This is a genomic window from Candidatus Parakkermansia intestinigallinarum (assembly GCF_944389695.1).
In the GTDB taxonomy this organism is placed as follows: Bacteria; Verrucomicrobiota; Verrucomicrobiia; order Verrucomicrobiales; family Akkermansiaceae; genus Akkermansia; species Akkermansia intestinigallinarum.
Map to the genome: position 1 here is coordinate 15,408 of NZ_CALXNG010000001.1, position 21,819 is coordinate 37,226.

General features: G+C 63.5%; 24 protein-coding genes and 2 tRNA genes. 21 read left to right on the top strand and 5 right to left on the bottom strand.

What is annotated here, in order from left to right:
- Positions 1-35: 35 nt before the first annotated feature.
- The 4 genes from AC6UAL_RS00050 to AC6UAL_RS00065 all read right to left on the bottom strand — a co-directional run bounded on the left by AC6UAL_RS00050 (position 36) and on the right by AC6UAL_RS00065 (position 3,995).
- Positions 36-509, bottom strand: coding sequence for a tRNA (cytidine(34)-2'-O)-methyltransferase (locus AC6UAL_RS00050; RefSeq protein WP_500681301.1), 474 nt, complete (start codon positions 507-509; stop codon positions 36-38).
- Positions 510-555: 46 nt separating this feature from the next.
- Entirely contained in the window at positions 556-1,962 is a 1,407-nt protein-coding gene (locus tag AC6UAL_RS00055; protein WP_500681302.1) for a sugar transferase, read from the bottom strand.
- A 74-nt stretch (positions 1,963-2,036) separates the two neighbouring features.
- Positions 2,037-2,270 (bottom strand): hypothetical protein, encoded by a 234-nt coding sequence (locus tag AC6UAL_RS00060; RefSeq protein ID WP_500681303.1) that lies wholly within the window; start codon positions 2,268-2,270, stop codon positions 2,037-2,039.
- Between the two features lie 93 nt (positions 2,271-2,363).
- On the bottom strand, positions 2,364-3,995 hold the full coding sequence (locus AC6UAL_RS00065) for a hypothetical protein (protein WP_500681304.1): 1,632 nt from the start codon (positions 3,993-3,995) through the stop codon (positions 2,364-2,366).
- A 106-nt stretch (positions 3,996-4,101) separates the two neighbouring features.
- On the opposite strand from AC6UAL_RS00065, the gene AC6UAL_RS00070 reads away from it, so the two are divergent.
- From AC6UAL_RS00070 to truA, 12 genes are all read left to right on the top strand, one after another.
- The gene (locus AC6UAL_RS00070; RefSeq protein ID WP_500681305.1) at positions 4,102-4,269 is read left to right on the top strand and encodes a hypothetical protein; all 168 of its coding nucleotides are present in this window, start codon (positions 4,102-4,104) and stop codon (positions 4,267-4,269) included.
- Between the two features lie 33 nt (positions 4,270-4,302).
- A complete protein-coding gene (locus tag AC6UAL_RS00075) occupies positions 4,303-5,166 on the top strand; it encodes a hypothetical protein (RefSeq protein WP_500681306.1) in 864 nt (287 codons plus the stop codon).
- 80 nt (positions 5,167-5,246) lie between these two features.
- The gene (locus AC6UAL_RS00080; RefSeq protein WP_500681307.1) at positions 5,247-5,435 is read left to right on the top strand and encodes a hypothetical protein; all 189 of its coding nucleotides are present in this window, start codon (positions 5,247-5,249) and stop codon (positions 5,433-5,435) included.
- A gap of 467 nt (positions 5,436-5,902) precedes the next feature.
- Entirely contained in the window at positions 5,903-6,694 is a 792-nt protein-coding gene (locus AC6UAL_RS00085; RefSeq protein ID WP_500681308.1) for a MotA/TolQ/ExbB proton channel family protein, read from the top strand.
- A gap of 83 nt (positions 6,695-6,777) precedes the next feature.
- A complete protein-coding gene (locus AC6UAL_RS00090; RefSeq protein WP_500681309.1) occupies positions 6,778-7,317 on the top strand; it encodes an ExbD/TolR family protein in 540 nt (179 codons plus the stop codon).
- Positions 7,318-7,337: 20 nt separating this feature from the next.
- Positions 7,338-7,829, top strand: a complete 492-nt coding sequence (locus tag AC6UAL_RS00095) for an ExbD/TolR family protein (RefSeq protein ID WP_500681310.1) — start codon at positions 7,338-7,340, stop codon at positions 7,827-7,829.
- A 109-nt stretch (positions 7,830-7,938) separates the two neighbouring features.
- Entirely contained in the window at positions 7,939-11,427 is a 3,489-nt protein-coding gene (locus AC6UAL_RS00100; RefSeq protein ID WP_500681311.1) for a tetratricopeptide repeat protein, read from the top strand.
- 30 nt (positions 11,428-11,457) lie between these two features.
- Positions 11,458-12,162 carry a hypothetical protein gene (locus tag AC6UAL_RS00105; protein WP_500681312.1) on the top strand — a complete coding sequence of 235 codons (705 nt, stop codon included), beginning with the start codon at positions 11,458-11,460 and terminating at the stop codon, positions 12,160-12,162.
- 39 nt (positions 12,163-12,201) lie between these two features.
- Complete coding sequence (locus AC6UAL_RS00110; protein ID WP_500681313.1) at positions 12,202-13,266, top strand: Mul1B family putative transporter subunit; 1,065 nt, start codon at positions 12,202-12,204, stop codon at positions 13,264-13,266.
- Between the two features lie 187 nt (positions 13,267-13,453).
- A complete protein-coding gene (locus AC6UAL_RS00115) occupies positions 13,454-13,933 on the top strand; it encodes a GNAT family N-acetyltransferase (protein ID WP_500681314.1) in 480 nt (159 codons plus the stop codon).
- A 100-nt stretch (positions 13,934-14,033) separates the two neighbouring features.
- Positions 14,034-14,915 (top strand): hypothetical protein, encoded by an 882-nt coding sequence (locus AC6UAL_RS00120; RefSeq protein WP_500681315.1) that lies wholly within the window; start codon positions 14,034-14,036, stop codon positions 14,913-14,915.
- Positions 14,916-15,022: 107 nt separating this feature from the next.
- The gene (gene truA, locus AC6UAL_RS00125; RefSeq protein ID WP_500681316.1) at positions 15,023-15,853 is read left to right on the top strand and encodes a tRNA pseudouridine(38-40) synthase TruA; all 831 of its coding nucleotides are present in this window, start codon (positions 15,023-15,025) and stop codon (positions 15,851-15,853) included.
- Positions 15,854-15,914: 61 nt separating this feature from the next.
- Here truA and AC6UAL_RS00130 read toward each other — a convergent pair whose 3' ends face one another.
- Positions 15,915-16,568, bottom strand: a complete 654-nt coding sequence (locus AC6UAL_RS00130) for a hypothetical protein (protein WP_500681317.1) — start codon at positions 16,566-16,568, stop codon at positions 15,915-15,917.
- A 414-nt stretch (positions 16,569-16,982) separates the two neighbouring features.
- On the opposite strand from AC6UAL_RS00130, the gene AC6UAL_RS00135 reads away from it, so the two are divergent.
- The 9 genes from AC6UAL_RS00135 (at position 16,983) to rplL (ending at position 21,760) form a co-directional block, all read left to right on the top strand.
- Positions 16,983-17,054 (top strand) — tRNA-Thr (locus AC6UAL_RS00135).
- Positions 17,055-17,099: 45 nt separating this feature from the next.
- On the top strand, positions 17,100-18,281 hold the full coding sequence (gene tuf, locus AC6UAL_RS00140; protein ID WP_500681318.1) for an elongation factor Tu: 1,182 nt from the start codon (positions 17,100-17,102) through the stop codon (positions 18,279-18,281).
- Positions 18,282-18,396: 115 nt separating this feature from the next.
- Positions 18,397-18,472: transfer RNA gene (locus tag AC6UAL_RS00145), tRNA-Trp, on the top strand.
- Positions 18,473-18,533: 61 nt separating this feature from the next.
- A complete protein-coding gene (locus AC6UAL_RS00150; RefSeq protein ID WP_500681319.1) occupies positions 18,534-18,770 on the top strand; it encodes a preprotein translocase subunit SecE in 237 nt (78 codons plus the stop codon).
- A gap of 34 nt (positions 18,771-18,804) precedes the next feature.
- Positions 18,805-19,437 (top strand): transcription termination/antitermination protein NusG, encoded by a 633-nt coding sequence (nusG, locus tag AC6UAL_RS00155; protein ID WP_500681320.1) that lies wholly within the window; start codon positions 18,805-18,807, stop codon positions 19,435-19,437.
- A gap of 67 nt (positions 19,438-19,504) precedes the next feature.
- Positions 19,505-19,933: a 50S ribosomal protein L11 gene (gene rplK, locus AC6UAL_RS00160; protein ID WP_500681321.1), complete on the top strand. Its 429-nt coding sequence runs from the start codon at positions 19,505-19,507 to the stop codon at positions 19,931-19,933.
- Between the two features lie 49 nt (positions 19,934-19,982).
- Positions 19,983-20,684, top strand: a complete 702-nt coding sequence (gene rplA / locus AC6UAL_RS00165; protein ID WP_500681322.1) for a 50S ribosomal protein L1 — start codon at positions 19,983-19,985, stop codon at positions 20,682-20,684.
- Positions 20,685-20,704: 20 nt separating this feature from the next.
- On the top strand, positions 20,705-21,235 hold the full coding sequence (gene rplJ, locus AC6UAL_RS00170; protein WP_500681323.1) for a 50S ribosomal protein L10: 531 nt from the start codon (positions 20,705-20,707) through the stop codon (positions 21,233-21,235).
- A 150-nt stretch (positions 21,236-21,385) separates the two neighbouring features.
- Positions 21,386-21,760, top strand: a complete 375-nt coding sequence (gene rplL / locus AC6UAL_RS00175; protein WP_500681324.1) for a 50S ribosomal protein L7/L12 — start codon at positions 21,386-21,388, stop codon at positions 21,758-21,760.
- Positions 21,761-21,819 lie beyond the last annotated feature (59 nt).

Sequence of the window (21,819 nt, forward strand, 5' to 3'; positions counted from 1 at the left end):
GTGATCGCGGCGGAGGGCGAAGAGGCGCGGGCGATTCAGGCGCCGGCGGCGCCGTTGATGCGCCGCATGGCCTCGTAGAGCATGATGGCGACCGAGGTGGAGAGGTTGAGCGAGCGGGCGTGTTCTCCGGGCATCGGGATGCGCAGGCCGCGCTCGGGATGGGCGGCGAGCAGAGATTCCGGCAGCCCCTTCGACTCGGGGCCGAAGACGAAGTAATCGCCGTCGCGCAGGGGCAGCTCGGGTGCCCAGATGCCCTGTTTCGCCTTGGTGGAGAGATACCAGAAGTGAGCCCCGGGCTCGGCGGCGGCCTCGACCTCCTCGAGCGAATCCCAGAGGCGCAGGTCGACGTACTGCCAGTAGTCGAGCCCGGTGCGGCGCAGGTGTTTCTCATCCAAGCTGAAGCCCAGCGGACGCACGAGGTGTAGCCGCGAGCCCGTGGCAACGGCCAGCCGCCCGGCCGCTCCGGTATTGTGCGGAATTTCAGGGTGAACCAGAACGAGATGCAGCATGAGGGTGAGGGAAGGGGGAGGGCAGGGGGGGAGGGCAGGCGGTGAATCACTTGGCGCCCTTGCCGAAGATCACGGCCGGAATCGTGCGCAGGAAGAGCTTGACGTCGAGCCAGAGGCTCCAGTTGTCGATGTACTTGAGATCCTTGCGGATCATATTGTCAAAATCGCCGTTGTCGCTGCGGTCTTCAATCTGCCAGAAGCAGGTGAGACCCGGCCGCACGCTGAGGCGGCGGCGGTGCGCCACGTCCGGGAACTCGGCCGTCTCGTAGATCGGCAGCGGCCGCGGGCCGACGATGCTCATATCGCCCTTGAGAATGTTGATGAGCTGCGGCAGCTCGTCGATGGAAAACTTGCGGATGAAATGCCCGAAGGGGAAGATGCGCGGGTCGTTCGTCAGTTTGAAGATGGGGCCGCTCATCTCGTTGCCGTAGGTCGCCTTCACCTCGTCGAGGCGCTTGTCGGCATCGGCGTACATCGAGCGAAACTTCCAGATGGCGAAGGGCTTGCCGTAGAGACCCGAGCGCATTTGGCGGTAGAAGATCGGCCCCTTGGGATCGCTGATTTTGATGCCGACGGCGGCCAGAAGCCAGAAGGGTGAGCTGCACACCAGCAGCACGAGAGCCAGCAGGCGGTCGATGATGGTCTTGACGAGGCGCGACCACGAGTAGACGGGCGTCGAGGTGAGAATCATGAGCCTCTGCTCGCCGATTTCCGTCACCTCGGCGCGCAGCGTCACGGGCTGCTCTTCGCGCAGGTGGATGTAGACGTCGATGCCCTGCACCTCGCAGAGCATGAGCACCTCGGCGTTGTTGTGGTAGGCGCCGATGCCGCCGATGAGCAGGCATTGCTGCACGTGGTTCTGCTCGATGAGAGACTGCACGTCGTCAATCGGCGTGTCGGGCTGCACGCGGCCGACCACATGCAGCGTGCTCTTCCAGAACTTCGGCAGAGAGCTCCAGCCCCGCTCGATGGCGTCTTCATCCTGCCCGATGAGCAGAACGGGAATGCGCGACGCCGGGCTGCTGCTCATGGAGAGACGCAGCCAGCGCGTCGTCAGATAGCGCAGGAAGAGCGCGATGGCCACCAGCACTATACTCACCAGCACCACGTGATTCGTGGCCTCCGTGAGCGGAGAAATCGTCTGGTAGAGCGCCAGCATACAGAGGTAGTAGACCCCGGCCAGCGCAATCTGGCGCAGAGCCGTCGAGACGCGCTGCAGACCCTGCTTGCGATAAAAGCCCACCAGATGCAGCACGAAGGGAGCCAGCACAATCACCGCGCCGCCGAGGTAGGGAGCCACCGACAGGAGCTGGTATTGGGGGTTTTTCGACCAGCCCAGCGGATCGGCCAGCACGTGGTCGGCAATGTACGGAGCCACCCAGACGCAGAGCAGAATCAGCACCAGGTCCAGCAGCGGAAACAGTTTGAAGAGAAAAGCCTTTTTGCCGGTCATAGCCGTGAAGAGTCGTGAGGAGTCGAGAGAAAATCAGCGACGCAGAGGAGGGGGGAACATCGGCCGGGCGGCGTTCAGTCGCGCGGGGCCAGCGAACGGATGCGCGCGCGGCTGAAGTCCGCCGGGTTGATCGTCACGCAAACCGCATCGCCCGGCTGAATCACATCCAGCAGTGCTGCCTCGCGCCGCTGCACGAAAGCCACCGTCGGCTTGCCGTTGGGCAGCAGGGCGTGATAGGCTGCCGGAGCGAAGCGCTCCAGAATCGTGCAGCGCGCGTCGATAAACTCGGATGGGTAATATGAACTCATGAGGTCAGATGATCCTACCGTCAGTAGGGGGATTCTCTCCGCAAGGGAGCGCTTTGTCAAGCAGAATTACGCCTGAAGGACGCGGCCGCGCCGTCAAAGCCAGCCGTTGAGCAGGCCGTCGGCGGTTTCACCGGCCTCGTGGAGGAGGCGCCCCGGCAGCGAGGAGGGCGGAGTCGGCTTGGACGGCGGAGTCGGCTTGTCCGCATCGCTCGGCTCCGACGGCTCGCCATCCTTTTCGGCGTCCGCGCCGCGGGGGGCGGGCTCCGCGCCCTTCGTCGAACTCAGCAGTGAGGAAATCGACGTCGCGACCTGAGACGTCAGCTCCGCGCCCTGCTTCGCGGCGGACTTCAGCGTGCCGACATCGGGCAGTTTCTCGCGCAGGCGCGCGCTGAGGTCTTCCTGCGGCGAGCTCAGCGTGCCGCTCAGGTTGATGGTCAGCCAGCGGAAGCCCTCGTCGCCCTCCGCGTTGAAGATATCATTCACCGTCTCGGGCATCACCGCCGTGAGCGGGCTGAGGAAGGAATCGGGCAGGCCGAGTCGCAGCGTGCCCCGCAAGCTCCCGTCCTCGCAGACAATGACGCGCCCGGCGAGGCGCAGATTGTCCCCCTGCGTGCGCACGTCAATGCGGTCGAAAATCCAAGCGTTCTTCACCATGTGGCTCGGCTCGTTGTAGGGGTAGCGCACCCGGCAGACGGCCTTCTGAAGCCCGAGGCGCTTGTAGCGCTCGGCACCCGGCAGCGGCAACTCCGCCAGCACGGGCAGATCGGACAAGGTGGCGTGGTGCAGCGACAGCATCCCCTCCGCCTTGAGCAGCTGCATCCCGCGCCCGCTCAGCTCCAGATGCCCGCTGAGCGTGCCGCTGAGGTGGCGGCTCCAGCGCTCCGAAATCAGGCGCTCGAGCCCGACGCGCGACGCCTGAAACTTCAGCGACCAGCGGTGCTGCCCGCCCAAGCGCCCCTCCGCGTGCAAAATCCCCTCGCCCGGGGTGAGGCGCAGCGTCGTGCGGCTCATGCGCAGGCCGCCGGCCTGCGTCTCCAGCGCGGCGGATTCCACCTCGGCTTGCCGCAGCAAATCCCAGGGCGTCTCGAGCGTACCGCCGGCAAAATGAATCGTCCAGCCATCCGTTCGACCGGGAGAAACAGGTGTAGCCGTCACCTCCGAGCCGCTCAGCGACAAAATCGAAAGAGAGCCCGCGCGCAGCTCCAGCTGCGTATCCGCGCAGGACAACTTCTCAACCACCACGTGATCGGGTGAAAAACTCTCCCAGAATCCCTCCTCCTCCTCGCGGCTCGGCGTCGCCTTGAAGGCGGAGGCGAGGTCGAGGTCGAGGCGGCCGTGCCCCAGCTGCAAGTCCAGCACGTGCAGGCAGCGATCCAGCAGAGGCCAGCGGCGGATATCCGCCGCAATCTCGCGGAGCTCGAGGCGACTGAGCGCGTCATCGCGCTGCATCGTCGCCGCATCGAGCCGGAGGTGCGCCCCGTCGATGGCGAGGTTGGACGGAATCGAAAAAGAGTCGGCCTGCAGGCGCTCGGCAAGCCCCTCCTCCATCCGCGCGCGGAACGAATCACCCTGAAGGTAAGAGAGCAGCTGGTAATAGCCGATCACGACCAGAATCAGCAGCAGCGCCGCGGCTGCGGCAAGGCGGATGAGCCAGCGGCGCCACAGCGGCCCGCCGGCGGAAGACTTCTTGAGCGAAAATTGTCTGCGTTTGCGTCGGCTCGTCATCGGCACCGTGTATACCACAGGACGGCGCGCGAGACAAGGAAGAACTCGGGCGTTGACGCAAAATCGGATTGCCGGCGCGGGCTCGGCGTGATAGAGCATCAGAACCATGGCGCGACGCTCACTTCTTACCGCAGCCGTGGCACTGGGTCTCCCCGTGCTGATGTCCCATCCGACCGTGGCCGGACAAACCGCTGACAGCCGACCCGCCACGACCGTCCCCTACCCGGGCGCGGAACCCTCGCTCAGCACCGTCGGCACGGCTCCCGGCGCGTAGAACGCGCAGGCCGCGGGCGTTTCACCGCACTTCATGGCCCTGCTCAAGATTTCCGAAGAGCTGCGGCGCATCAACCCCGACGTCTTCCTGAGCACCACCGTGGGCACGTGGCCGAGCCCCTTCCGGCTCAACTTCATCGACTGCACCTGGCGCACCGGCTCGAGCGACGTCAACCGGATCGGCAAAGGCAGCAACCGCGAGCAGTACATCACCTACCGAGACGCCGCCTGCTACCGCATCATCGTGCAGCAGGCACCGCTCTACCCGCTCAACTCCATCATGCACCACGGCATCGTGCCGGGCACGGAGTTTCAGGGCTACCGCACCTCCGACGCCCGCACCTACGCTGAAGGCAAGGCGCAGGAGCCCAAGGCCGGAGACGGCGACTTCCTCGCCGACACCACCAAGCACCACGCCGACTTCCCCGTCAACAACGACCTCCGCAAAGACATCCGCATGCTGCCGGGTGCCGGCGCCAACCTGCAGGAGCTCTACCTTACCCCTGCCATGATGAACGAGCGCGTCTGGGATGACGTCGCCGAGGCCGTTCGCCGGAGCCGCCGCTTCGCCGACGTCACCGCCGATAGCCACTGGGTGGGCGGAGACCCCGAGAAGCTCGAAGTCTACGGCTACTGCTCGTGGCGCAAAGATCGCGGCGCCACGCTCGCGCTGCGCAACCCCGATGATCAGCCGCGCAGCATCACCCTGAGCGCGGCCATCTTCGAGCCCACCGAGAAAGGCAGCATCAGCCTCGGCAGCTCCTACGCCGACCAGCGCATCAAAAACATCACCCTGCCGGAGGACGGCACCGTCACCATCAGCCTCGAACCCTTCGAAGTTCTCGTCTTTGACACCCGCTTCGACGGCGCCCCGGCGGCACAAAGTGAGAAAAAATGATGCAAATCGAACAAAAGACATTGACTCCTCGCGTCGAATTTGCTTCAATAATCGCGAAGCCCTTTATACGCATATACACCATGAAAGCCATCACTCTCATTCTTGCAGCCGCCACGGCCCTGAGCTTCAGCGCATGCTGCTGCCAGTCGCAGCCCGCCCCCAAGCTGCATCCGATGCCCAAAGACCTCGATAACGACGTTGATAACGACATCCCGGGTAACGTTCCGGATCAGCCCATCAAGGTCTATCAGGACAAGAAGGGCAAGTAAATTTTGTCTTCATTCTTATCGGGCCGCCCGCCGTTTTCAACGGCGCGGCGGCTTTTTTTTGCCGTATGACACAGAGCGAAGCCCCGCCGAAAAGCCCGCCGACCGCCGCCGAAAAGCGCCCAGAAACGCCGATAATTGACAAAACCGAAACAACCGCCCGCCGATGCACAAGCCCCGTCGGCCGCGCGCAGAGCCCTGCCCTGCGCCGTTGGAAAGCGCGCAAGGCACACGACATCAGCCATCGGCAACAGACGCAAAACAAAGCCGCCTCCCGCGCCTCTTCCCGCCGACGCCGATTCCCCCGCGCGGCTGAAAGTTTTTTTTGCCTCCCGCGCAAATCTTTCTTGCCTTCGTCGGATAATATGGTTAAATAGAGGACGTCAAATCTGCATTACCGTAGTTTTACCATTATGAAAGCAACGATTACTCGTATCGGTGTCCGGGCTCTCTCCCTCGGAGTGGTTGCCATGTTCGCACTTTCCTCGACAGCCTTCGCGCAAGAGGCCGCCACATCCGCTGGCGACAAGAACATGCTTGACAAGTGGGTGATTGATGGCGGCTGGACGATGATTCCGCTCGTTATCCTGCTGGCTATCACCATCTTCCTCATCATCTACTGCTGCATGAGCCTCAAGCGCGAAAAGTACTGCCCCGAGGCTCTCAAGGCCCAGCTCATCGCCCTGATGGGTGAGTGCCGCGTGCGCTCCGCCATCGAGATGGCGACCTCCAGCCCCACCTACCTCGGCCGCCTCGTCGCCTACGCGCTGCCGAACATCGACGCCAACCGCCCCGATGACCTCGGCAAGGACGGCATTGAAGACGCCATTGCCGACTTCACGGCCAACGAACGCCCGCAGATCATGATAACGGTGGACATGCTCGCCCTCTCCGGTTCGCTGGCTCCCTCCATCGGCCTGTTCGGTACGGTGCAGGGCATGGTGGGCGCCTTCGCCATTCTCGCTGAAACCGGCCAGGCTGACCCGACCCAGCTGGCAGGCTCGATCTCCGTGGCACTGCTCACGACCTTCTGGGGTCTGATCATCTCCATCATCGCCATCCCGGCCTTCTTCTTCCTCAAGAAGAAAGCCCAGAGCCTCGAGGCTCTGTGCATCAACACCGTTGAAGAGATGGTCAACACCTCCATCAACGTGCTCAACGCCGACGCCCAGCTGGCCCGCATTCCCGAAGGCCTCAGCGGCGATGAAGGCGAGGAAGGCGAAGCCTACGAAGGCGAATACGCAGCGGAGGGTCAGGCCTGATGCCTACCCGAGTTCCGGGCCGGTCTGCTGCCTGAGCGCATGCGGATCGGCGTGAACCCTGAACAATCAATCTCAGAATCAAGATGGCAAAGAAAAAGAACGCCAGAGCGAATGATGAGGTGAGCGGCGATGTGAACCTCTCGCCCATGATTGACTGCTGCTTCCTGCTGCTGATCTTCTTCGTGGTGAACGCCACCCAGATCACCGTGGCGAAAGACCCGAGCGTCAAGATACCCAGCGCCGTCTCCTGCACGGATCTGAAAGACGCCAAGGGCTGCATCGTCATCAACGTCTACGCGGATCCCGACAAGATGGCCGATAAGGCACGCGCGAAGTTCAACAAGACCTTCGGCGGCCGCGCCGACGTCATCTGGAGCCTCGCCGACGCCAACGGCAAAACCACCGGCTACAGCGTCAACCAGCAGTCCGAACTCGTGACGGCCATCACCAAGATGAAGGATCTCTACAAAAACTCCAAGGGTGAAGACGGCAAGCCCGTCAAGGTCCGCGCCTACTTCCGCGGCGACCAGAACACCCCGTGGGAGCGCACCCAGGGAGCCATCGAAGCCGCCGTCAAAGCGGGCATAGCCGACCACGTCTTCGGCACGCGTGCCGCGAACTAACCCTGCACTGATTATTCACTATGGCAAGACATAAGAGAATCGAGACCGAAGAGCAGGGAGATCCCGAGATGAACATCTCGTCGCTCATCGACTGCTGCTTCCTGCTGCTCATCTACTTCCTCGTCGCCACCACGCTGGTCAGCGAAAAGAAGATTGACATGGCGGCGCCGGCCACGCAGAGCGAGAGCAACGAAGCCCCGCCGCCCGACAAAGCCAGCATCACGATTCAGTCCAGCGGTGCCGTCCTCTACAACAACGACTTCACCGTCGGCGGAGCCATCAGCAGCTCCGAGTTTGAATCGAAGGACTACGCCCGCCAGAAAGGCCACCTCACCCAGCTCGTCGAGCGCCTCAAGACGCTTCGCCAGCGCACCAAGGCTCAGGGTGCCGAACCGCTCGTGCTGCTCCGCTGCGCGAAGAGCGTTCCGCACCAGCGCGTCATCGACGTGCTCTCCGCCTTGGCTGAGGCCGGCATCAGCGCCGTTGCCGTCGAGCGCGGCAGCGTCGAGTAAAGATCCCCAATCCTTCCCGGACAAGAGGGGAGCTGAGCGGTTGTCGCCGCCGCTCCCCTCTTCTTGTCTGAATCCCTCATTACAGCTATAACAACAACTCCATCCAACCATGTTCTCATACACCAAAACCGCAGCGCTGCTCGCCATAGCGGCCTGCGCGCCGATTGTCTGCCAGGCGCAGGACCTCGTGGGCTCGGTCGCACAGGCCGAGAAGCTGAATGCGGCGCGCAAGTACGCAGAAGCCGAGAAACTCTGCGACACCATCATCAAGAAGTTCAACGCCAAGTCGAAGGTCACCCAACAGTTTGAATACCTGATGCCCTTCTACCTGTGGCAGAAAGGCATCGCGCAGGTCCAGCTCAAGAAATACGACGCTGCCGTGGCAACCTTCGGGCTCCTCGCCGATGAAAAGTGGCAGGACAAAGCCATGCGCGAGCGCGCGAAAAACGCGCAGCGTGCCAACATGCGCGACCCGAGGCAGGCCGTCGGCTACGACCCGCTGCTGACGATGTCCGTCTTCCAGAAAGGCTATGCGCGCTTCAAGCAGGCCGCGGGCGACGAAGACACCAAGGGCGACGTGAGCAAGTTCGACGAAGCCATCACCTACCTGGAGGAATACCTCAACCTGCTCGAAGCCAACAAGGTCTCGAAAGCCGAGCGCGAGAAGCGCCTCAACGGCCAAGTCTGCTTCCTGCTGCTGCAATCCTACCTGCTCAAAGAGAAACCCGACTTCAGCAAGGGCAAGGAATACCTCGAGCGCAGCCGCAAGGGCAAGGGACGCCTGCCTGAAGACATGGTGATGCGCGGCCTCAACACCATCATCGGCGTCGCCCTGCAGGACGGCAAAGAGACCAACGCCGACGTGCTCGACCTCGCGCACAGCGCCTTGGCCTCCCTGCCCATGATGGAAACGACGACCGCCGCCGTCAACACCTCGCGCTTCATCTCCTACGGCGGCCGCGCCTCGAGCTACGCGCAGAAAGCCCTCCGCGCCGGCGACCTGCGCGGCGCCGAAGCCGCCGCACGCATCATGAGCACCCTCTACTCCTTCGTGCCGCCGAGCAGCGAGGTGATGGATCAATTCGGGCTGCAGCTGCAGTGGATGGGCACGGAGGAAAACGTCAGCAACGCGCTGGACCGCGAGACCGGCAAAGTCTACAACGTCCGATACATCACGCGCATCAGCAGCGACTACGCCAAGCTCATCGAAGGCAACACCGACCCCGAAGCCTACGCCATCGTCAGCGCGGCCAACGTCCATCTCGCCCTCGGCTCGAACCGCCTCGGCAAAGCCGGCTATCAGGTGCTGCTCGATCGCTACCCGAACCTCGTCTCCAAAGACAAAGACGGCAAGGAGGAAAAACTCGGCGACAAGCTCAAATACCAGCTGGCCCAGCTTCACTACGTCACCGGCGATGAAGCCGCAGGCGAAAAGCTCGAAGCCACCCTCAGCGATGCCGGCAGCCTCGGTGACAGCCAGGTGAAGAACCTGGCCTTCAACAAGATGCGCCGCCTGCTCAAGGCGCAGAACTGGGAGGCCCTCATTCCTGCCGCGCAGGAAGTCGTCAAACTCAACGCCAACGACCCGAAGGGCGCGGCAGCCGTCACGGCCGAGTTCATCATCACCTCGGCCTACTTCAAGCTCAACAAGCCCGAAGAAGTCATCAAGAGCGGCGAAGCCCTGCTCAATAGCGGCAACCTCGTGCCCGGCACCGGCAAGGGAGCGCTCAAGAAAGACGCCGTAGAGAACTACGAGAAGCAGCTCTTCTACTTCGTCATGGACGCCTACTACAAGCTCGGAGCCGTCGACACGGGCAACTACACCAAGGCCCTCGAAATCTTCGCCAAGTACTGCGAGAAGTATCCCTCGACGGACGTCGCGGAAAACGCCCTCGTCGCGCACTCCTACTACCTCGCATCGGACTGCCTGCTGAAGTTGTCGACCACGCGCGGCGACGAAGAGCAGACGAAGGCCGACATCGAGAAGGCCCTCGAATACTGCCGCACCATCGGCAAGAACTGGCCTGAGAGCCCCGTCTACGCCAACGCCCAGCTGGTGCGCGGCAGCATCCTTTGCACGGACGGCAAGCGCAGCGAGGCTGAAAAGAGCGAAGGCATCGCCGCGCTGGAAGAAGCCTACAAGGCCTCGCTCAAGAAGAAGGGCGCGGACGGCAAGCTCTCGCAGGACGGCCGCCTGATGGCCGCCAACGCGCTCTACCTGCTCTACTCGCTGGCGCCGGAAATCCCGCGCGAAGGCGAGGATGAAGCGGCGCGCATGGCTCGCACCAAGGGCTATGCCGACACCTTCTGGCAGGAGGTCGACAGCGCGGGCAACGTCTACGCGCTCAACATGGCCGGCACGCAGGTGCGCCGCTCGACGGACAAAGTCAAGCCCGACGATCCCGGTGCACGCGAAACCTGCGACGCCGCGCTGGCCAAGTTCCGCGAAGTCATCCTGCGCGAAGCCGCCTACGCCTTCCGGAACAACAAGAAGGACGAATCGCTCGAAGAAGCCGTCAACTCCTACGTCGACGCCTACAAGAACGCCTACGACAAGGGCTTCCGCAAACTGGAAGGCGACAAGAGCTCCGAGGATGAAGTCATCGCTCACCTCGAAGCCTTCGGCGTCGAGGCCGGCGACAAATACTTCAGCGCCATCCTTCGCAACGCCCGCATCACCGAGCTGACCAACAAACTCACCAAGAACAAGCCCGAGAGCGGCGAGAACGGCGAACAGAGCAAGGAAGCGGCCTCTCGCTACGCCGAGATGCGCGAAGAAATCGCTCAGGAAGTTCGCACCATGGGTCGCGAGTTCAAGCCTGAAGAACTCACCTCGAGCATCTGCCTGCGCATCGCGGACAACTTCCGCGACTTCGGTGGATCCATCATCGACGCCGACCGCGAGCAGGGTGCCAGCTACCTCAACGACGCCAACTCCTTCTACGACGCCGTCATCTCGCGCAACACCGCCGACTCCGTCAAGGGCAAGGCTCGCAAGGCCGACGCGCTGCGCATCCTCGGCAAGATCGACGACGCCGTCGCCCTGCTGCAGGAAGTCATCAACAGCGGCACGATGAGCGACCCGGAGGTGTACTTCACCCTCGCCAACTGCTACAAGGCCAAGGGAGACACCGCCAAGACCATCGAAGCGGGCAACAACTACCTGAGCAAGAACGGCCGTCGCCGCACCGAAATCTCGATGCTCATGGCGGATGCCTACGCGCAGAGCAACAGCGAAGAAGACATCAACAACGCCATCAAGACCTACGACAACCTCCTGCAGAGCCAGACCGGCACCGTCAGCGTCTCGGCCCCGGCCTGCAAGCGGCTCATGGAGCAGCTCTGGCGGCGCAACAGGCCGAGCAGCGGCGACATCATGGGCAAGGACTACATCGCCCCGGATCGCTGGCTGGCTTGGAAGACGGGTGAGGACTACGTCAAGCTGCTGGAAGGCAGCGGCTTCAAGGAGAAGATGACCGTGGCCGAGACGAGGATGTTTGACGAAGTGGTCAGCCTCGTCAGAGAGTACGGCCAGGACAGCACCGTCCAAGGCGAAGAGAGCAAGCTGCGCAACCTGCGCGCACGCACGCGCAACTGACGCTAACGCCAACCCCCACGCGACGCGCGGATGAAAGCTCTGAGCCTCACAGTTCTGATTCTGGCGGCCTGCGGCAGCATGGCCGCGGCTCAGAGCTTGCCGCGTGCCGATGCCGAAACCCCGGCGGCGCAAGCCGCACGTCTCCGCGCGGAGGGCAAGACGGATGAAGCCGTCGCGCTGCTGCGCGCCTTCATCAGCGATGAGAGCTGCACCGACCTCGCCGCCCTCACCGACGCCTACATCGCCCTTGCCGCGTGCTACCGCGACAGCGGGGATGACACCCTCGCGCTGGAGACCGCCGGCAGCTACTTCAACATGCGCGGGGCAGACAGCCCGCAGATGTGGCTGATCATGGCCGACGCCTACGCCCACCGCGGGCAGCAGGGCGACCTCGACCGAGCCATCCGCATCTGCGACAGCCTCGTGCAAGGGCAGACCGGCAAGCTGAGCATCTCCGCCCCGGCCTGCCTGAAGCTCATGGAGCTGCTGCGCCGCCGCAACCGGCCCGCCGTCGGCGAGATCGGCACGAGCAACTACGCTCCGCCCGACTGCTGGCTGGCTTGGCGCATCGGCGACGACTACATCCGGCAGCTGCGGGCCGCGGGCCTCGAGCAGACCGCCGCCCCGGGCGACAAGCAACTCATCGCCGCCGTGGAAGCCTGCGTCGCGCGCAGCGGCCGCAGCGCCGACGTCCAAGCCGAAGAGTATCGGCATCGCAGCCTCCGGCAACCCTAAACCCATCCACCATCTCTCAACCATTTCTCAACCATTCATATGAAAACACTTAACCTCATGAGCCTCGCTCTGGTCGCCTTCGGCAGCTTCGTCGGCGCCCAGGAGCCGGCACCCAAAGAAGAAACCCGACTCAACGTCTCCGTCTTTGAAAACAAAAGGTGGAGAACCTACCCCGCCTCCGGATCCAACAAAGACGGCATCCTCTACGACGACCACGGCACCATGAAGCAGAGGCGCCTCAAGTCGCCCTACATGGTGCAGAGCCCCAAAGATCTCGGCGAAGGCTTTGACCTCTACTACGGCGGCGACCTCAAGGCAGCCGTCAAGAAGTTCGCCAAAGTCCGCAAGGACTACGCCGGCTTCCGCTACGTGCGCGGCAACCCCGCCATTCGCGCCACACTCTGCGAGCTGGACTGCGCCATGAGGCTTCAGGACTGGAAGCGCGCCGAGACCCTCGCCGCCGCCATCGAGCGCAAGGTTTACGGTGCCGCCACGGCCGATGAAATCCGCACGGCCGAGGCCGCCAAGGCCGTCGCCGGCTTCCTGCAGATCGACGCCGCGGACAAGGAGAAACTCGCCCAAGCCTGCGAGCAGCTCAGCCAGAGCATCCTCCAATATGCCGCGCTTGAATCCGGCAAGGGCAAAGCCGCCAAAATCAACCTCCGCGCCTACGGCTGGTACTGCTACGGCCTGGCCCGCCTGACGGAAGAGCAGATTCCCGCCGCCGAAATTCAGGGCGGGCTGAGCAAGGAGAACGCCGCCGCGGCCAGCCGCGCGGTTGACCGCTACTGCCAATTTGTGGTATGCAGCCACGGCGGAGCCCCGGAGCTGGAGAAGGATGCCCTGCTGCGCGCCGTGCACCTGCTCAATGCGATGCCGGGCGTCGCCGACTTCCTCAACAGCAGCGCCGCGCTCGGCAAGCTCGACGCCAAGCGCTGGAGCAACGCCCCGGCCGACTTCAAGGAAGCCGTCGCCTTGGCCCACCTCATCCTGACGGTCTACGACACCGAATGCCAGGATGAAGTCGTCACCCGCCTCGCCCCGCGCTTCTTCAACGCCCAGGAAGGCGCCGGCGACGACGCGAAAGCCGCCAAGAAAGACTGAGCAGGCACGCGCCCGTCCCTCGGCTCGACAGCGCGCCGACCCTCAGGCGGAAGCCCGCGCCGCGGCTTCCGCCTGAGCTGCATCGGCCGCCCGCCGCCCGGCCGCCCGCCGCCCGGCCGCCCGGCCGCCCGCGCCGACCCGCCCGTTTTCACACACACCTTCACCCCGCACCCGCACACACAGACCCATGACAGACATGCTCGTGCGCCTCTATGCCCTGCCGGACGCCGCCCCGCTGCGCGAGCGCCTCGCCGGGCAAGGCGTCCTCATCCGCCGCTGCAACCCCTACGAAGCCCACATCCTCGAAGACTGGGTCGGGCGCAACTTCAGCCCGAAGTGGGTCAGCGAATGCCGCATCGCCATGGCGCACAGCCCGGCGGGCTGCATCATCGCCACCCGGCAGCAGCGCATCATCGGCTTCGCCTGCTTCGACGTCACCGCTCGGGGCTTCATCGGCCCCATGGGCGTGGGCGACGACGAGCGCGGAAGCGGCATCGGCCGCGCCCTGCTCATCACCGCCGCCGAGCAACTGCGCGCCCTCGGCTACGCCTACGGCATCATCGGCGGCGCCGGCCCCTGCGCCTTCTACGAGCACTGCGTCGGCGCGTGGCCCATCCCCGATTCCTCGCCCGGGATCTACGCCGACCTGCTGCCCGACCCGCGCTGAAAGCCCCCGAAACGGGATTTTTTTCAGGTCAGACCACACTTTACCTTGACATCATGTCAAAATCCTGCTAACTTCCAATACGTAGCTTATCACTTCTTCTATGAAAGATTTTCTCTTCGTTCCGGCCTGTGCCATTCTTGCTGTCAGCGTACTCGCCTCCTGCCAGCGCGAGGATAAGTCCGTGACCACGCTTGCCAAGGAGTTGACTGCCGAGCTGCAGACCGTCACCGACTACAAGACGGCCGAGGCGGCAGCCCCTCGTGTCAAAGTGCTCTACAAGAGGCTTGAGGACGCCATGGCACGCACCTGCACGCTCAACACCAACGCCCTGCGCCGCAGCGTCGGCGCCGAGGGGCGCGAGGCGGATGAGCTGGTGCAGGCTTTGGAGGGCCTTGCTCGCGAGCTCGGTCGCGTGCAGGCCAGCATCCCCGTTACCTCGTACGACGGCGAGGTTGATCGCGATCTGCTCGTTCTGGCCGTCGGTGCCTCGGTGCCCGGCGGCGGCCAGCTCGACCCCGAGGCGACCCGCAAGGAAGCCGGCCTGAACTACCTGCACGAAGAACGCGTCAAGGACAATGCCGAGCCGCCGCCCTTTGCCGAATGCTACGGCTCCGAGGCGCTGCAGGAGGCTCTCGCCTACACGGTCAAGCCCTCCGAGGTTTCCGTCTTCCGCTTCGACAGCTCGGCTGACCTCGAGGCCGTGCCGGACAAGAAGCCCGTTGACGAGAGCGCCGATGCCGCCCCGGCGGACGATGCCGCCGATGACGTCGAGCCCGCCGATGACAGCGCGGACGACAGCGCCGATACGGGCGACGTCGAACCCGCCGCGGATGACGCAGACGACAGCAGCGACGATGCCGGTGAGGACAGCGGCGATGTCGAGCCCTCCATCGACGAGATTCCCGACGACTCGGGCGACAGCTCCGATGACTCCGGCAGCGACGGCCTCGATGATCTCGAAGATATCTCCATCGACATCTGATGCGCCGCGCCCGCGTCGCCGCGCATAACAGCGCCCCCTTCCGAAAGCCGCAGCGTCGCTGACGCTGCGGCTTTCTTGCCGCCCCGAGCCACCCCGCAACCCTCCCCATGTCTCGCATCCTCTTCACCTGCGCCTACGACGGCCAAAGCTACCTCGGCTGGCAGAGCCAGCGCGGCCGCGGCACCATCCAAGATTGCATCGAAGCCGCGATGGCCGGCATCCTCAAACGCCCCCTGCGCATCGCCGCCGCCGGCCGCACCGACGCCGGCGTCCACGCCCTCGGGCAGCGCTTCCACGTCGACATCCCCGCAAGCTGCCGCATGCAGGCCGCGCAGTGGCAGGCTGCCCTCAACGCCCTGCTGCCCCCCTCCATCCGCATCACGGCCGCCCAAGGCGTGGCCGACGACTTTCACGCGCGCTTCAACGCCGTCGCCAAGAGCTACGACTACCTCATCTGCCGAGCCCCCGTCCTCAGCCCCTTTCTCGCCGGGCGCGCTTGGCACCTGCCGCGCGACTGGAGCCCGGCACTCATGGCCGAAGCCCTGCGCTGCTACGAAGGCGAACACGACTTCCGCCGCCTCAGCGCCCGCCGCGGCACCGAGCCCGCCGAGCCCCCGCCGAGCTACTACCGCCGCCGCATCGACCGCGCCGCCCTGTGCGAAGAGGGCGACATCCTGCGCCTGAGCTTCTGCGGCAACGGCTTCATGTACCGCATGGTGCGATTGCTCGTCGGCACCGCGCACCAAGTCGCTCGCGGCAAAATAAACCTCGACCAACTGCGCGCCTACATGACCCAACCCGGCGAAACCACCCGCTACTGCGCCCCCGCCGACGGACTCTACCTGCGCGACGTTCAGTATGACCCGCCGCCCGAAAACTCCGCCCCCGGCGGCAGCCCGCCGCCCGCAACACCCGGCGAAAAGACAACACCCGCCTGAAGACAAAACGCCCGCGCTGCTCAACGGCAGCGCGGGCGTGACATAAGAGCCGCAGCGCGCCTCAGTGTGCGCCCTGCGGAGCCGGAGCGCCGCTCGCGCCATCCTCAGCCGGAGCGCAGGCTCCCGCCTTGTCGCAGCAGGCAGGCTTGCCGCCCTTGCCCTTGCCGCCCTTGCAGCCGCGAGCCTTGCCACCGTCCGCGGACTTGCCCTCCCGGCCCTTGCAGCACGTGTCGCCCTTCGCGCAGCAGTTCGGAGCCTTCGGAGCCTCGGCGCAGCACTCGGCAGCGCGAGCCGCATAGCTCGCCGCCGTCTCGGCGTCCGCCTCAACCCCCTTGCCCATGCCGTACATCGCCGCCAGCGCCAGACAGGCATCGGCATGGCCGCCGTCGGCCGCCGCCTTGAGCCCCGGCAAGGCCTTGGCATAGAGCTCCTGCGCCTTCTCGGCGTCGGCCTCCATACCGCCCTGACCCGTTTCCGTGAGCCAAGCCAGCGTGTACTGAGCCAGCGGATCACCGTTCTCGGCGGCAATCGTCACCGACTCCACTTGGAGCCAAGCCTCATCGGCACAAGCCGCCCCCTCGGGGCAGCCCGCGTTCTGAGCCGCCGCAGGCTGCTCGCTTGCAGGCATCGGCGCCTGCTGCTCCGGCTCCTCTGCCGCGAACACCATCGGCGCGGACAGCAGAGCCACCATCATCGTGAATGCAGAATGCTTCATAGACCTGTAGTGTGACACGGAGAAAAGAGCGGCGCAACCCAACTTTCCACCTGTCACGGCGCCGCCACCGCACGCCACCGCACGCCACCGCTCGCCACCGCTCGCCGCTCGCCCGCACCGTCGCTGAGCACGGCCGAGACTCGGGGAGACGCGCCGCCGCGCACGCGCCGAAGCCGAGAACAACTCCTGCCGAAGCCGAGGCAACAGCAGCCGCGGATTGCGCCGGAGCAGCGCCGCCGCCCCCGCCGCAGCGAAAATCCGCCCCGCCGCGCCGAAAAAAAACCGAAAACAGGGCAAAATCGGCAAAAAAATCGGAAAAAATCAACAATGACGATAAATTAGAGTTGACGCACCACGCGAACACGTGTAAAATACGCCTGCTTTCACGTCCCCACAGGACGACAGGGAGTTCACGCTTCTGTAGCTCAGGGGTAGAGCGCATCCTTGGTAAGGATGAGGTCGCGGGTTCAAATCCCGCCAGAAGCTTCCGACTCCGATGCAAGAATAGCAGCCCAAACAAACAATCCAATTATGGCCAAAGAATCATTCCAGCGCACCAAACCCCACGTGAACGTGGGTACCATCGGTCACGTTGACCATGGTAAGACCTCCCTTACCGCTGCAATTACGAGCGTTCTTGCAGAGCAGGGTAAGGCTGAGTACAAGGCTTACGATCAGATCGACGGCGCTCCCGAGGAGCGCGAGCGCGGCATCACCATCTCGACCGCTCACGTGGAGTACGAGACTGACAAGCGCCACTACGCTCACGTCGACTGCCCCGGCCACGCCGACTATGTGAAGAACATGATCACGGGTGCTGCCCAGATGGACGGCGCCATCCTCGTGGTCTCCGCCGCTGACGGCCCCATGCCGCAGACCCGCGAGCACATTCTGCTTGCCCGTCAGGTGGGTGTTCCCTACATCGTGGTGTACATGAACAAGATGGACCTCGCTGATCCGGAGCTCGCCGAGCTCGTGGAGATGGAGATCCGCGACCTCCTTTCCTCCTACGACTTCCCGGGCGACGAAATCCCGATCATCAAGGGTTCCGCCGTCAAGGCTCTCGAGGGCGACCCCGAGGCCAAGCAGAGCATCCTCGACCTCATGGACGCTGTCGACAGCTACATCCCGACGCCCGAGCGTCCGATCGACAAGCCCTTCCTGATGCCGGTGGAAGACGTGTTCTCCATCTCCGGCCGCGGCACCGTGGCTACCGGCCGTATCGAGCGCGGTATCATCAACAAGATGGAGGAAGTTGAAATCGTCGGTATTCGCCCGACCCAGAAGACCGCTGTGACGGACATCGAAATGTTCCGCAAGCTCCTCGACAAGGGTGAGGCCGGTGACAACGTCGGCGTGCTCCTTCGCGGTATCAAGAAGGAAGACATCGTCCGCGGTCAGGTTCTTGCCAAGCCCGGCAGCGTGACTCCCCACACCACCTTCGAGGCCGCCGTGTACGTGCTGACGAAGGAAGAAGGCGGCCGTCACACCCCGTTCTTCAAGAACTACCGCCCGCAGTTCTACTTCCGCACGACGGACGTGACCGGCACGGTCAGCCTGCCCGAGGGCACGGAAATGGTGATGCCCGGCGACAACGTCACCATCGGCGTTGAGCTCATCACCCCCGTCGCCATGGAAGAGGGTATGCGCTTCGCTATCCGCGAAGGCGGCCGCACGGTCGGCGCCGGTAAGGTCGCCAAGATCGTGGCCTAATCCGCTTCCCCGCAAAAATTGGGCTGACATTCGAATGGAATGAGCCCTTGGTCATGGGGGATGCCCGTCCCAAACCGGGCATCCCCCGAATGACCGAAACACAGAGCAAGGTTATAGGGTATTAGCTCAATCGGTAGAGCAGCGGTCTCCAAAACCGCGTGTTGGGAGTTCGAGTCTCTCATACCCTGCCAGCCTTCCTCTTTTTTTTTCGACAGATCTCACAACCGGATCACCCGACACCTCCAAGAATCAATGAGCAAGTTTTTCCGTTCCGTCTTCACGTCCATCTCCAACCTCAAGTCGGAGCTCAAGAAGTGCTCCTGGCCGTGGGAGAGCGACCCCAAGGTCAAGGGCTTCAAGAAGTATCGCGAACTGTGGGGGTCAACGCTCATGGTGCTCGTTGCCATGTTGCTGCTGGGCGCCTATGTCGCCTTCTTTGATTTCGTGATGGCGCAGGTTATCAACGCCGCCATCAATTTCCTCTCCTGATCTCACTCCCCACAAGCACCCGAAGATCAGCACTATGTCACGCCCTTACGATCGCAAACCCGCCGGTTCCCGCTCCGTGCCGGAGGCCAAGGATCAGTGGTACGTTCTGCATGTTCTCTCGAACAAAGAGAAGCGTACGCTCGATAACCTCAAGCGCCTCATCGAAGAAGACGAGGAAGTGCGCTCGCTCATCCAGAGCGAGCCGAAACTGTATATGGAGAAGATCGAGGAAGTCCGCAACGGTAAAAAATACACCGTTGAGCGCAAGCTCTACCCCGGTTACATCTACCTGAACATCGCCCTGCGCCGCCCCGACAACAGCCTCTGCAACGACGCCTGGTACAAGATTCAGGCCGTCGACGGCGTGATCAGCTTTGCCTGCGGCCGCAACAAAGAGCCGCTTCCCATGCCTGCCTCCGACGTGCGCAACTTTCTCGAGGAAGTGCAGCGCCGCGAGGGCATCGCGCGTCCGAAAGTCGTCTTCAACGTCAACGACATCGTCGTCGTGCGCGACGGCGCCTTCAAAGATGAGCGCGGCGTGGTCGAAGAAGTGGATGCCGAGCGCGGCCGTCTGCGCGTCGGCGTGACCATGTTCGGCCGCAGCAATGCGCTCGACCTCGATTATACCCAAGTTCAGCACGTGCCTGATGACGAGCTGAACAAGTAAGCCTTCTCCGGCGGCTCGCCGCAGGTGTTCGCACCCCGGCCCGTCGGTCAACCCAACAAACAAAACCATGGCAAAAGAAGTAGTCAAAATCATCAAGCTGCAGATTCCTGCCGGCGCCGCGAACCCCTCGCCGCCCGTGGGTCCTGCACTCGGTCAGGCCGGTGTGAACATCATGGGCTTCTGCAAAGAGTTCAACGCTAAGACTCAGAAGCAGGCCGGCGACGTTCTCCCCGTCATCATCACCGTCTACAAGGACAAGTCCTTCGACTTCATCACCAAGCAGCCCCCGGCAGCCAACCTCCTCAAGAAGGCCGCCGGCATTCAGTCCGGCTCCGGCGAGCCGAACAAGAAGAAGGTTGCCAAGATCAGCAAAGAGAAGCTGATGGAAGTCGTTAACACCAAGATGCCCGACCTCAACACGAAAGACCCGGAAGCCGCCGCCCGCATCATCGCCGGTCAGGCCCGCCAGATGGGTATCGAGGTTGAAGGTCTCTGATTCACCCTTCTGCAGGAGGGAAACACTAACCCGAACGTACTGCTCACATATGTCTACAAAACGCTCCAAGCGCTACAACGAAGCAGCGAAGCTCGTCGCCCCCGGCAAGACTTACGCTGTGGAAGAGGCCGTGGAAGTCATGAAGAGCTTCCCCGCCCCCAAGTTTGACCCCACGGTCACTGTCTCGTTCCGCCTTACGGTGGATCCCCGCAAGTCCGATCAGATGGTGCGCGCCTCCGTGGCGCTGCCCCACGGTACCGGCAAAAACGTCCGCGTCATCGTCTTTGCCCAAGGTGAAGCCGCTCAGGCAGCCCTTGAGGCCGGCGCTGAGAAAGTCGGTCTTGAAGACCTCATCAAAGAGATTCAGGACGGCTTCCTGAGCTTCGATAGCGCAATCGCCACCCCGGACGCCATGGCCCAGGTGCGCAAGATTGCCCGAGTGCTCGGCCCGCGCGGTCTGATGCCCAACCCCAAGACCGGCACCGTGACGGAGGATACCGCCAAGGCCGTTCGCGAGGTCAAGGCCGGCCGTGTCGACTTCAAGGTCGACAAGAACGCCAACATCTCGGCTCCCGTCGGCAAGCTCTCCTTTGAGTCCGACAAGCTCGCCGAGAACATCCGCAGCCTCATCAACGCCGTCGTGAAGGCTCGCCCGAGCGGCGCCAAGGGCGCTTACATTGCCTCGGTCACCATCTCGAGCTCCATGAACCCCGGCCTTCCGCTCAGCCAGGTCGAGTTCTCCAAGCTGTAACCTGAACCGCACACACGATTATGAACGATAACACGAAATTCAATCCCGATAAGACCGTCATCATCGATCAGCTGCAGGCCAAGGTGAATGCTTCGCCCTTCCTGCTGGTGATCGACTACACGGGCATCACCGTGCCGGAGTTCACGCAGCTGCGCGCTTCGCTCGCGGCCGCCGGCGCCAAGTGCGTCGTCGCCAAGAACACCTACATGGTCAAGGCCATCAAGGATGCCGGCCTTCCCGACATCTCCGCCGCCCTCAAGGGCCAGACCGCCTACATCATGGGTGAGAGCGACGTCTGCGCCGCGGCCAAGGCCGTCAACACCTTCGCCAAGACTTCCAAGAAGGCCGCCTATAAGGCCGGCATTCTCGACGGCGCCGAACTGAGCCCCGAGAAGATCACCGCCCTCGGCGATCTTCCCAGCCGCGAAGTTCTGCTGGCCACCCTGCTTGGTACCATCAACGCCGCCGGCTCTGCCCTGGCTCGCGTCATCCAGGCTTACGTGGACAAGGAAAACGGCGGCAGCAGCGAAGAAACTCCCGCTGCCGAGTAAAAAAAGACTTGAACAGATGGCGGTGCTGTGGTAAACCTGCGCGCCGCCTGAAACAACAAGAGGTTCTCTGTCGGCTCTCCGGCCGGTGAGAACTGAAATGGGTGGGGAGCCCCCACCTGCGACAAGAACCAATTAAAAGACAATACTACAATGGCTGATCTCAATACAATCGCTGAAGAACTCGGCAAGCTGACCATCCTCGAAGCTGCTGAACTCGTGAAGATGCTCGAGGAGAAGTGGGGTGTTTCCGCCGCCGCTCCCGTGGCTGCCGCCGCCGTGGCCGCCGCTCCTGCCGAGGCTGCTGAAGAAAAGACCGAATTCGACGTTGAACTCACCGAGGCCGGTGCCAACAAGATTGCCGTCATTAAGGCCGTCCGCACCGTCAAGCCCGGTCTGGGTCTCGCCGACGCCAAGAAGCTCGTCGAGAGCGCTCCTGCCGTCGTCGTCGAAGGCGCCTCCAAGGAGGACGCCGAGAAGGCCAAGGCCGAGCTCGAGAAGGCCGGTGCCAAGGTCACGATCAAGTAAGCGACCGATTTTACGAAAGCAGGGGGGGATTTTCATCCCCTCCTGCCTTCGTGTCCCTA

What these genes read in the sequence shown, in the direction of transcription:
- AC6UAL_RS00050 (WP_500681301.1), bottom strand. Translation starts at nt 509, where the DNA reads ATGCTGCATCTCGTTCTGGTTCACCCTGAAATTCCGCACAATACCGGA.
- AC6UAL_RS00055 (WP_500681302.1), bottom strand. Translation starts at nt 1,962, where the DNA reads ATGACCGGCAAAAAGGCTTTTCTCTTCAAACTGTTTCCGCTGCTGGAC.
- AC6UAL_RS00060 (WP_500681303.1), bottom strand. Translation starts at nt 2,270, where the DNA reads ATGAGTTCATATTACCCATCCGAGTTTATCGACGCGCGCTGCACGATT.
- AC6UAL_RS00065 (WP_500681304.1), bottom strand. Translation starts at nt 3,995, where the DNA reads ATGACGAGCCGACGCAAACGCAGACAATTTTCGCTCAAGAAGTCTTCC.
- AC6UAL_RS00070 (WP_500681305.1), top strand. Translation starts at nt 4,102, where the DNA reads ATGGCGCGACGCTCACTTCTTACCGCAGCCGTGGCACTGGGTCTCCCC.
- AC6UAL_RS00075 (WP_500681306.1), top strand. Translation starts at nt 4,303, where the DNA reads ATGGCCCTGCTCAAGATTTCCGAAGAGCTGCGGCGCATCAACCCCGAC.
- AC6UAL_RS00080 (WP_500681307.1), top strand. Translation starts at nt 5,247, where the DNA reads ATGAAAGCCATCACTCTCATTCTTGCAGCCGCCACGGCCCTGAGCTTC.
- AC6UAL_RS00085 (WP_500681308.1), top strand. Translation starts at nt 5,903, where the DNA reads ATGTTCGCACTTTCCTCGACAGCCTTCGCGCAAGAGGCCGCCACATCC.
- AC6UAL_RS00090 (WP_500681309.1), top strand. Translation starts at nt 6,778, where the DNA reads ATGGCAAAGAAAAAGAACGCCAGAGCGAATGATGAGGTGAGCGGCGAT.
- AC6UAL_RS00095 (WP_500681310.1), top strand. Translation starts at nt 7,338, where the DNA reads ATGGCAAGACATAAGAGAATCGAGACCGAAGAGCAGGGAGATCCCGAG.
- AC6UAL_RS00100 (WP_500681311.1), top strand. Translation starts at nt 7,939, where the DNA reads ATGTTCTCATACACCAAAACCGCAGCGCTGCTCGCCATAGCGGCCTGC.
- AC6UAL_RS00105 (WP_500681312.1), top strand. Translation starts at nt 11,458, where the DNA reads ATGAAAGCTCTGAGCCTCACAGTTCTGATTCTGGCGGCCTGCGGCAGC.
- AC6UAL_RS00110 (WP_500681313.1), top strand. Translation starts at nt 12,202, where the DNA reads ATGAAAACACTTAACCTCATGAGCCTCGCTCTGGTCGCCTTCGGCAGC.
- AC6UAL_RS00115 (WP_500681314.1), top strand. Translation starts at nt 13,454, where the DNA reads ATGACAGACATGCTCGTGCGCCTCTATGCCCTGCCGGACGCCGCCCCG.
- AC6UAL_RS00120 (WP_500681315.1), top strand. Translation starts at nt 14,034, where the DNA reads ATGAAAGATTTTCTCTTCGTTCCGGCCTGTGCCATTCTTGCTGTCAGC.
- truA (WP_500681316.1), top strand. Translation starts at nt 15,023, where the DNA reads ATGTCTCGCATCCTCTTCACCTGCGCCTACGACGGCCAAAGCTACCTC.
- AC6UAL_RS00130 (WP_500681317.1), bottom strand. Translation starts at nt 16,568, where the DNA reads ATGAAGCATTCTGCATTCACGATGATGGTGGCTCTGCTGTCCGCGCCG.
- tuf (WP_500681318.1), top strand. Translation starts at nt 17,100, where the DNA reads ATGGCCAAAGAATCATTCCAGCGCACCAAACCCCACGTGAACGTGGGT.
- AC6UAL_RS00150 (WP_500681319.1), top strand. Translation starts at nt 18,534, where the DNA reads ATGAGCAAGTTTTTCCGTTCCGTCTTCACGTCCATCTCCAACCTCAAG.
- nusG (WP_500681320.1), top strand. Translation starts at nt 18,805, where the DNA reads ATGTCACGCCCTTACGATCGCAAACCCGCCGGTTCCCGCTCCGTGCCG.
- rplK (WP_500681321.1), top strand. Translation starts at nt 19,505, where the DNA reads ATGGCAAAAGAAGTAGTCAAAATCATCAAGCTGCAGATTCCTGCCGGC.
- rplA (WP_500681322.1), top strand. Translation starts at nt 19,983, where the DNA reads ATGTCTACAAAACGCTCCAAGCGCTACAACGAAGCAGCGAAGCTCGTC.
- rplJ (WP_500681323.1), top strand. Translation starts at nt 20,705, where the DNA reads ATGAACGATAACACGAAATTCAATCCCGATAAGACCGTCATCATCGAT.
- rplL (WP_500681324.1), top strand. Translation starts at nt 21,386, where the DNA reads ATGGCTGATCTCAATACAATCGCTGAAGAACTCGGCAAGCTGACCATC.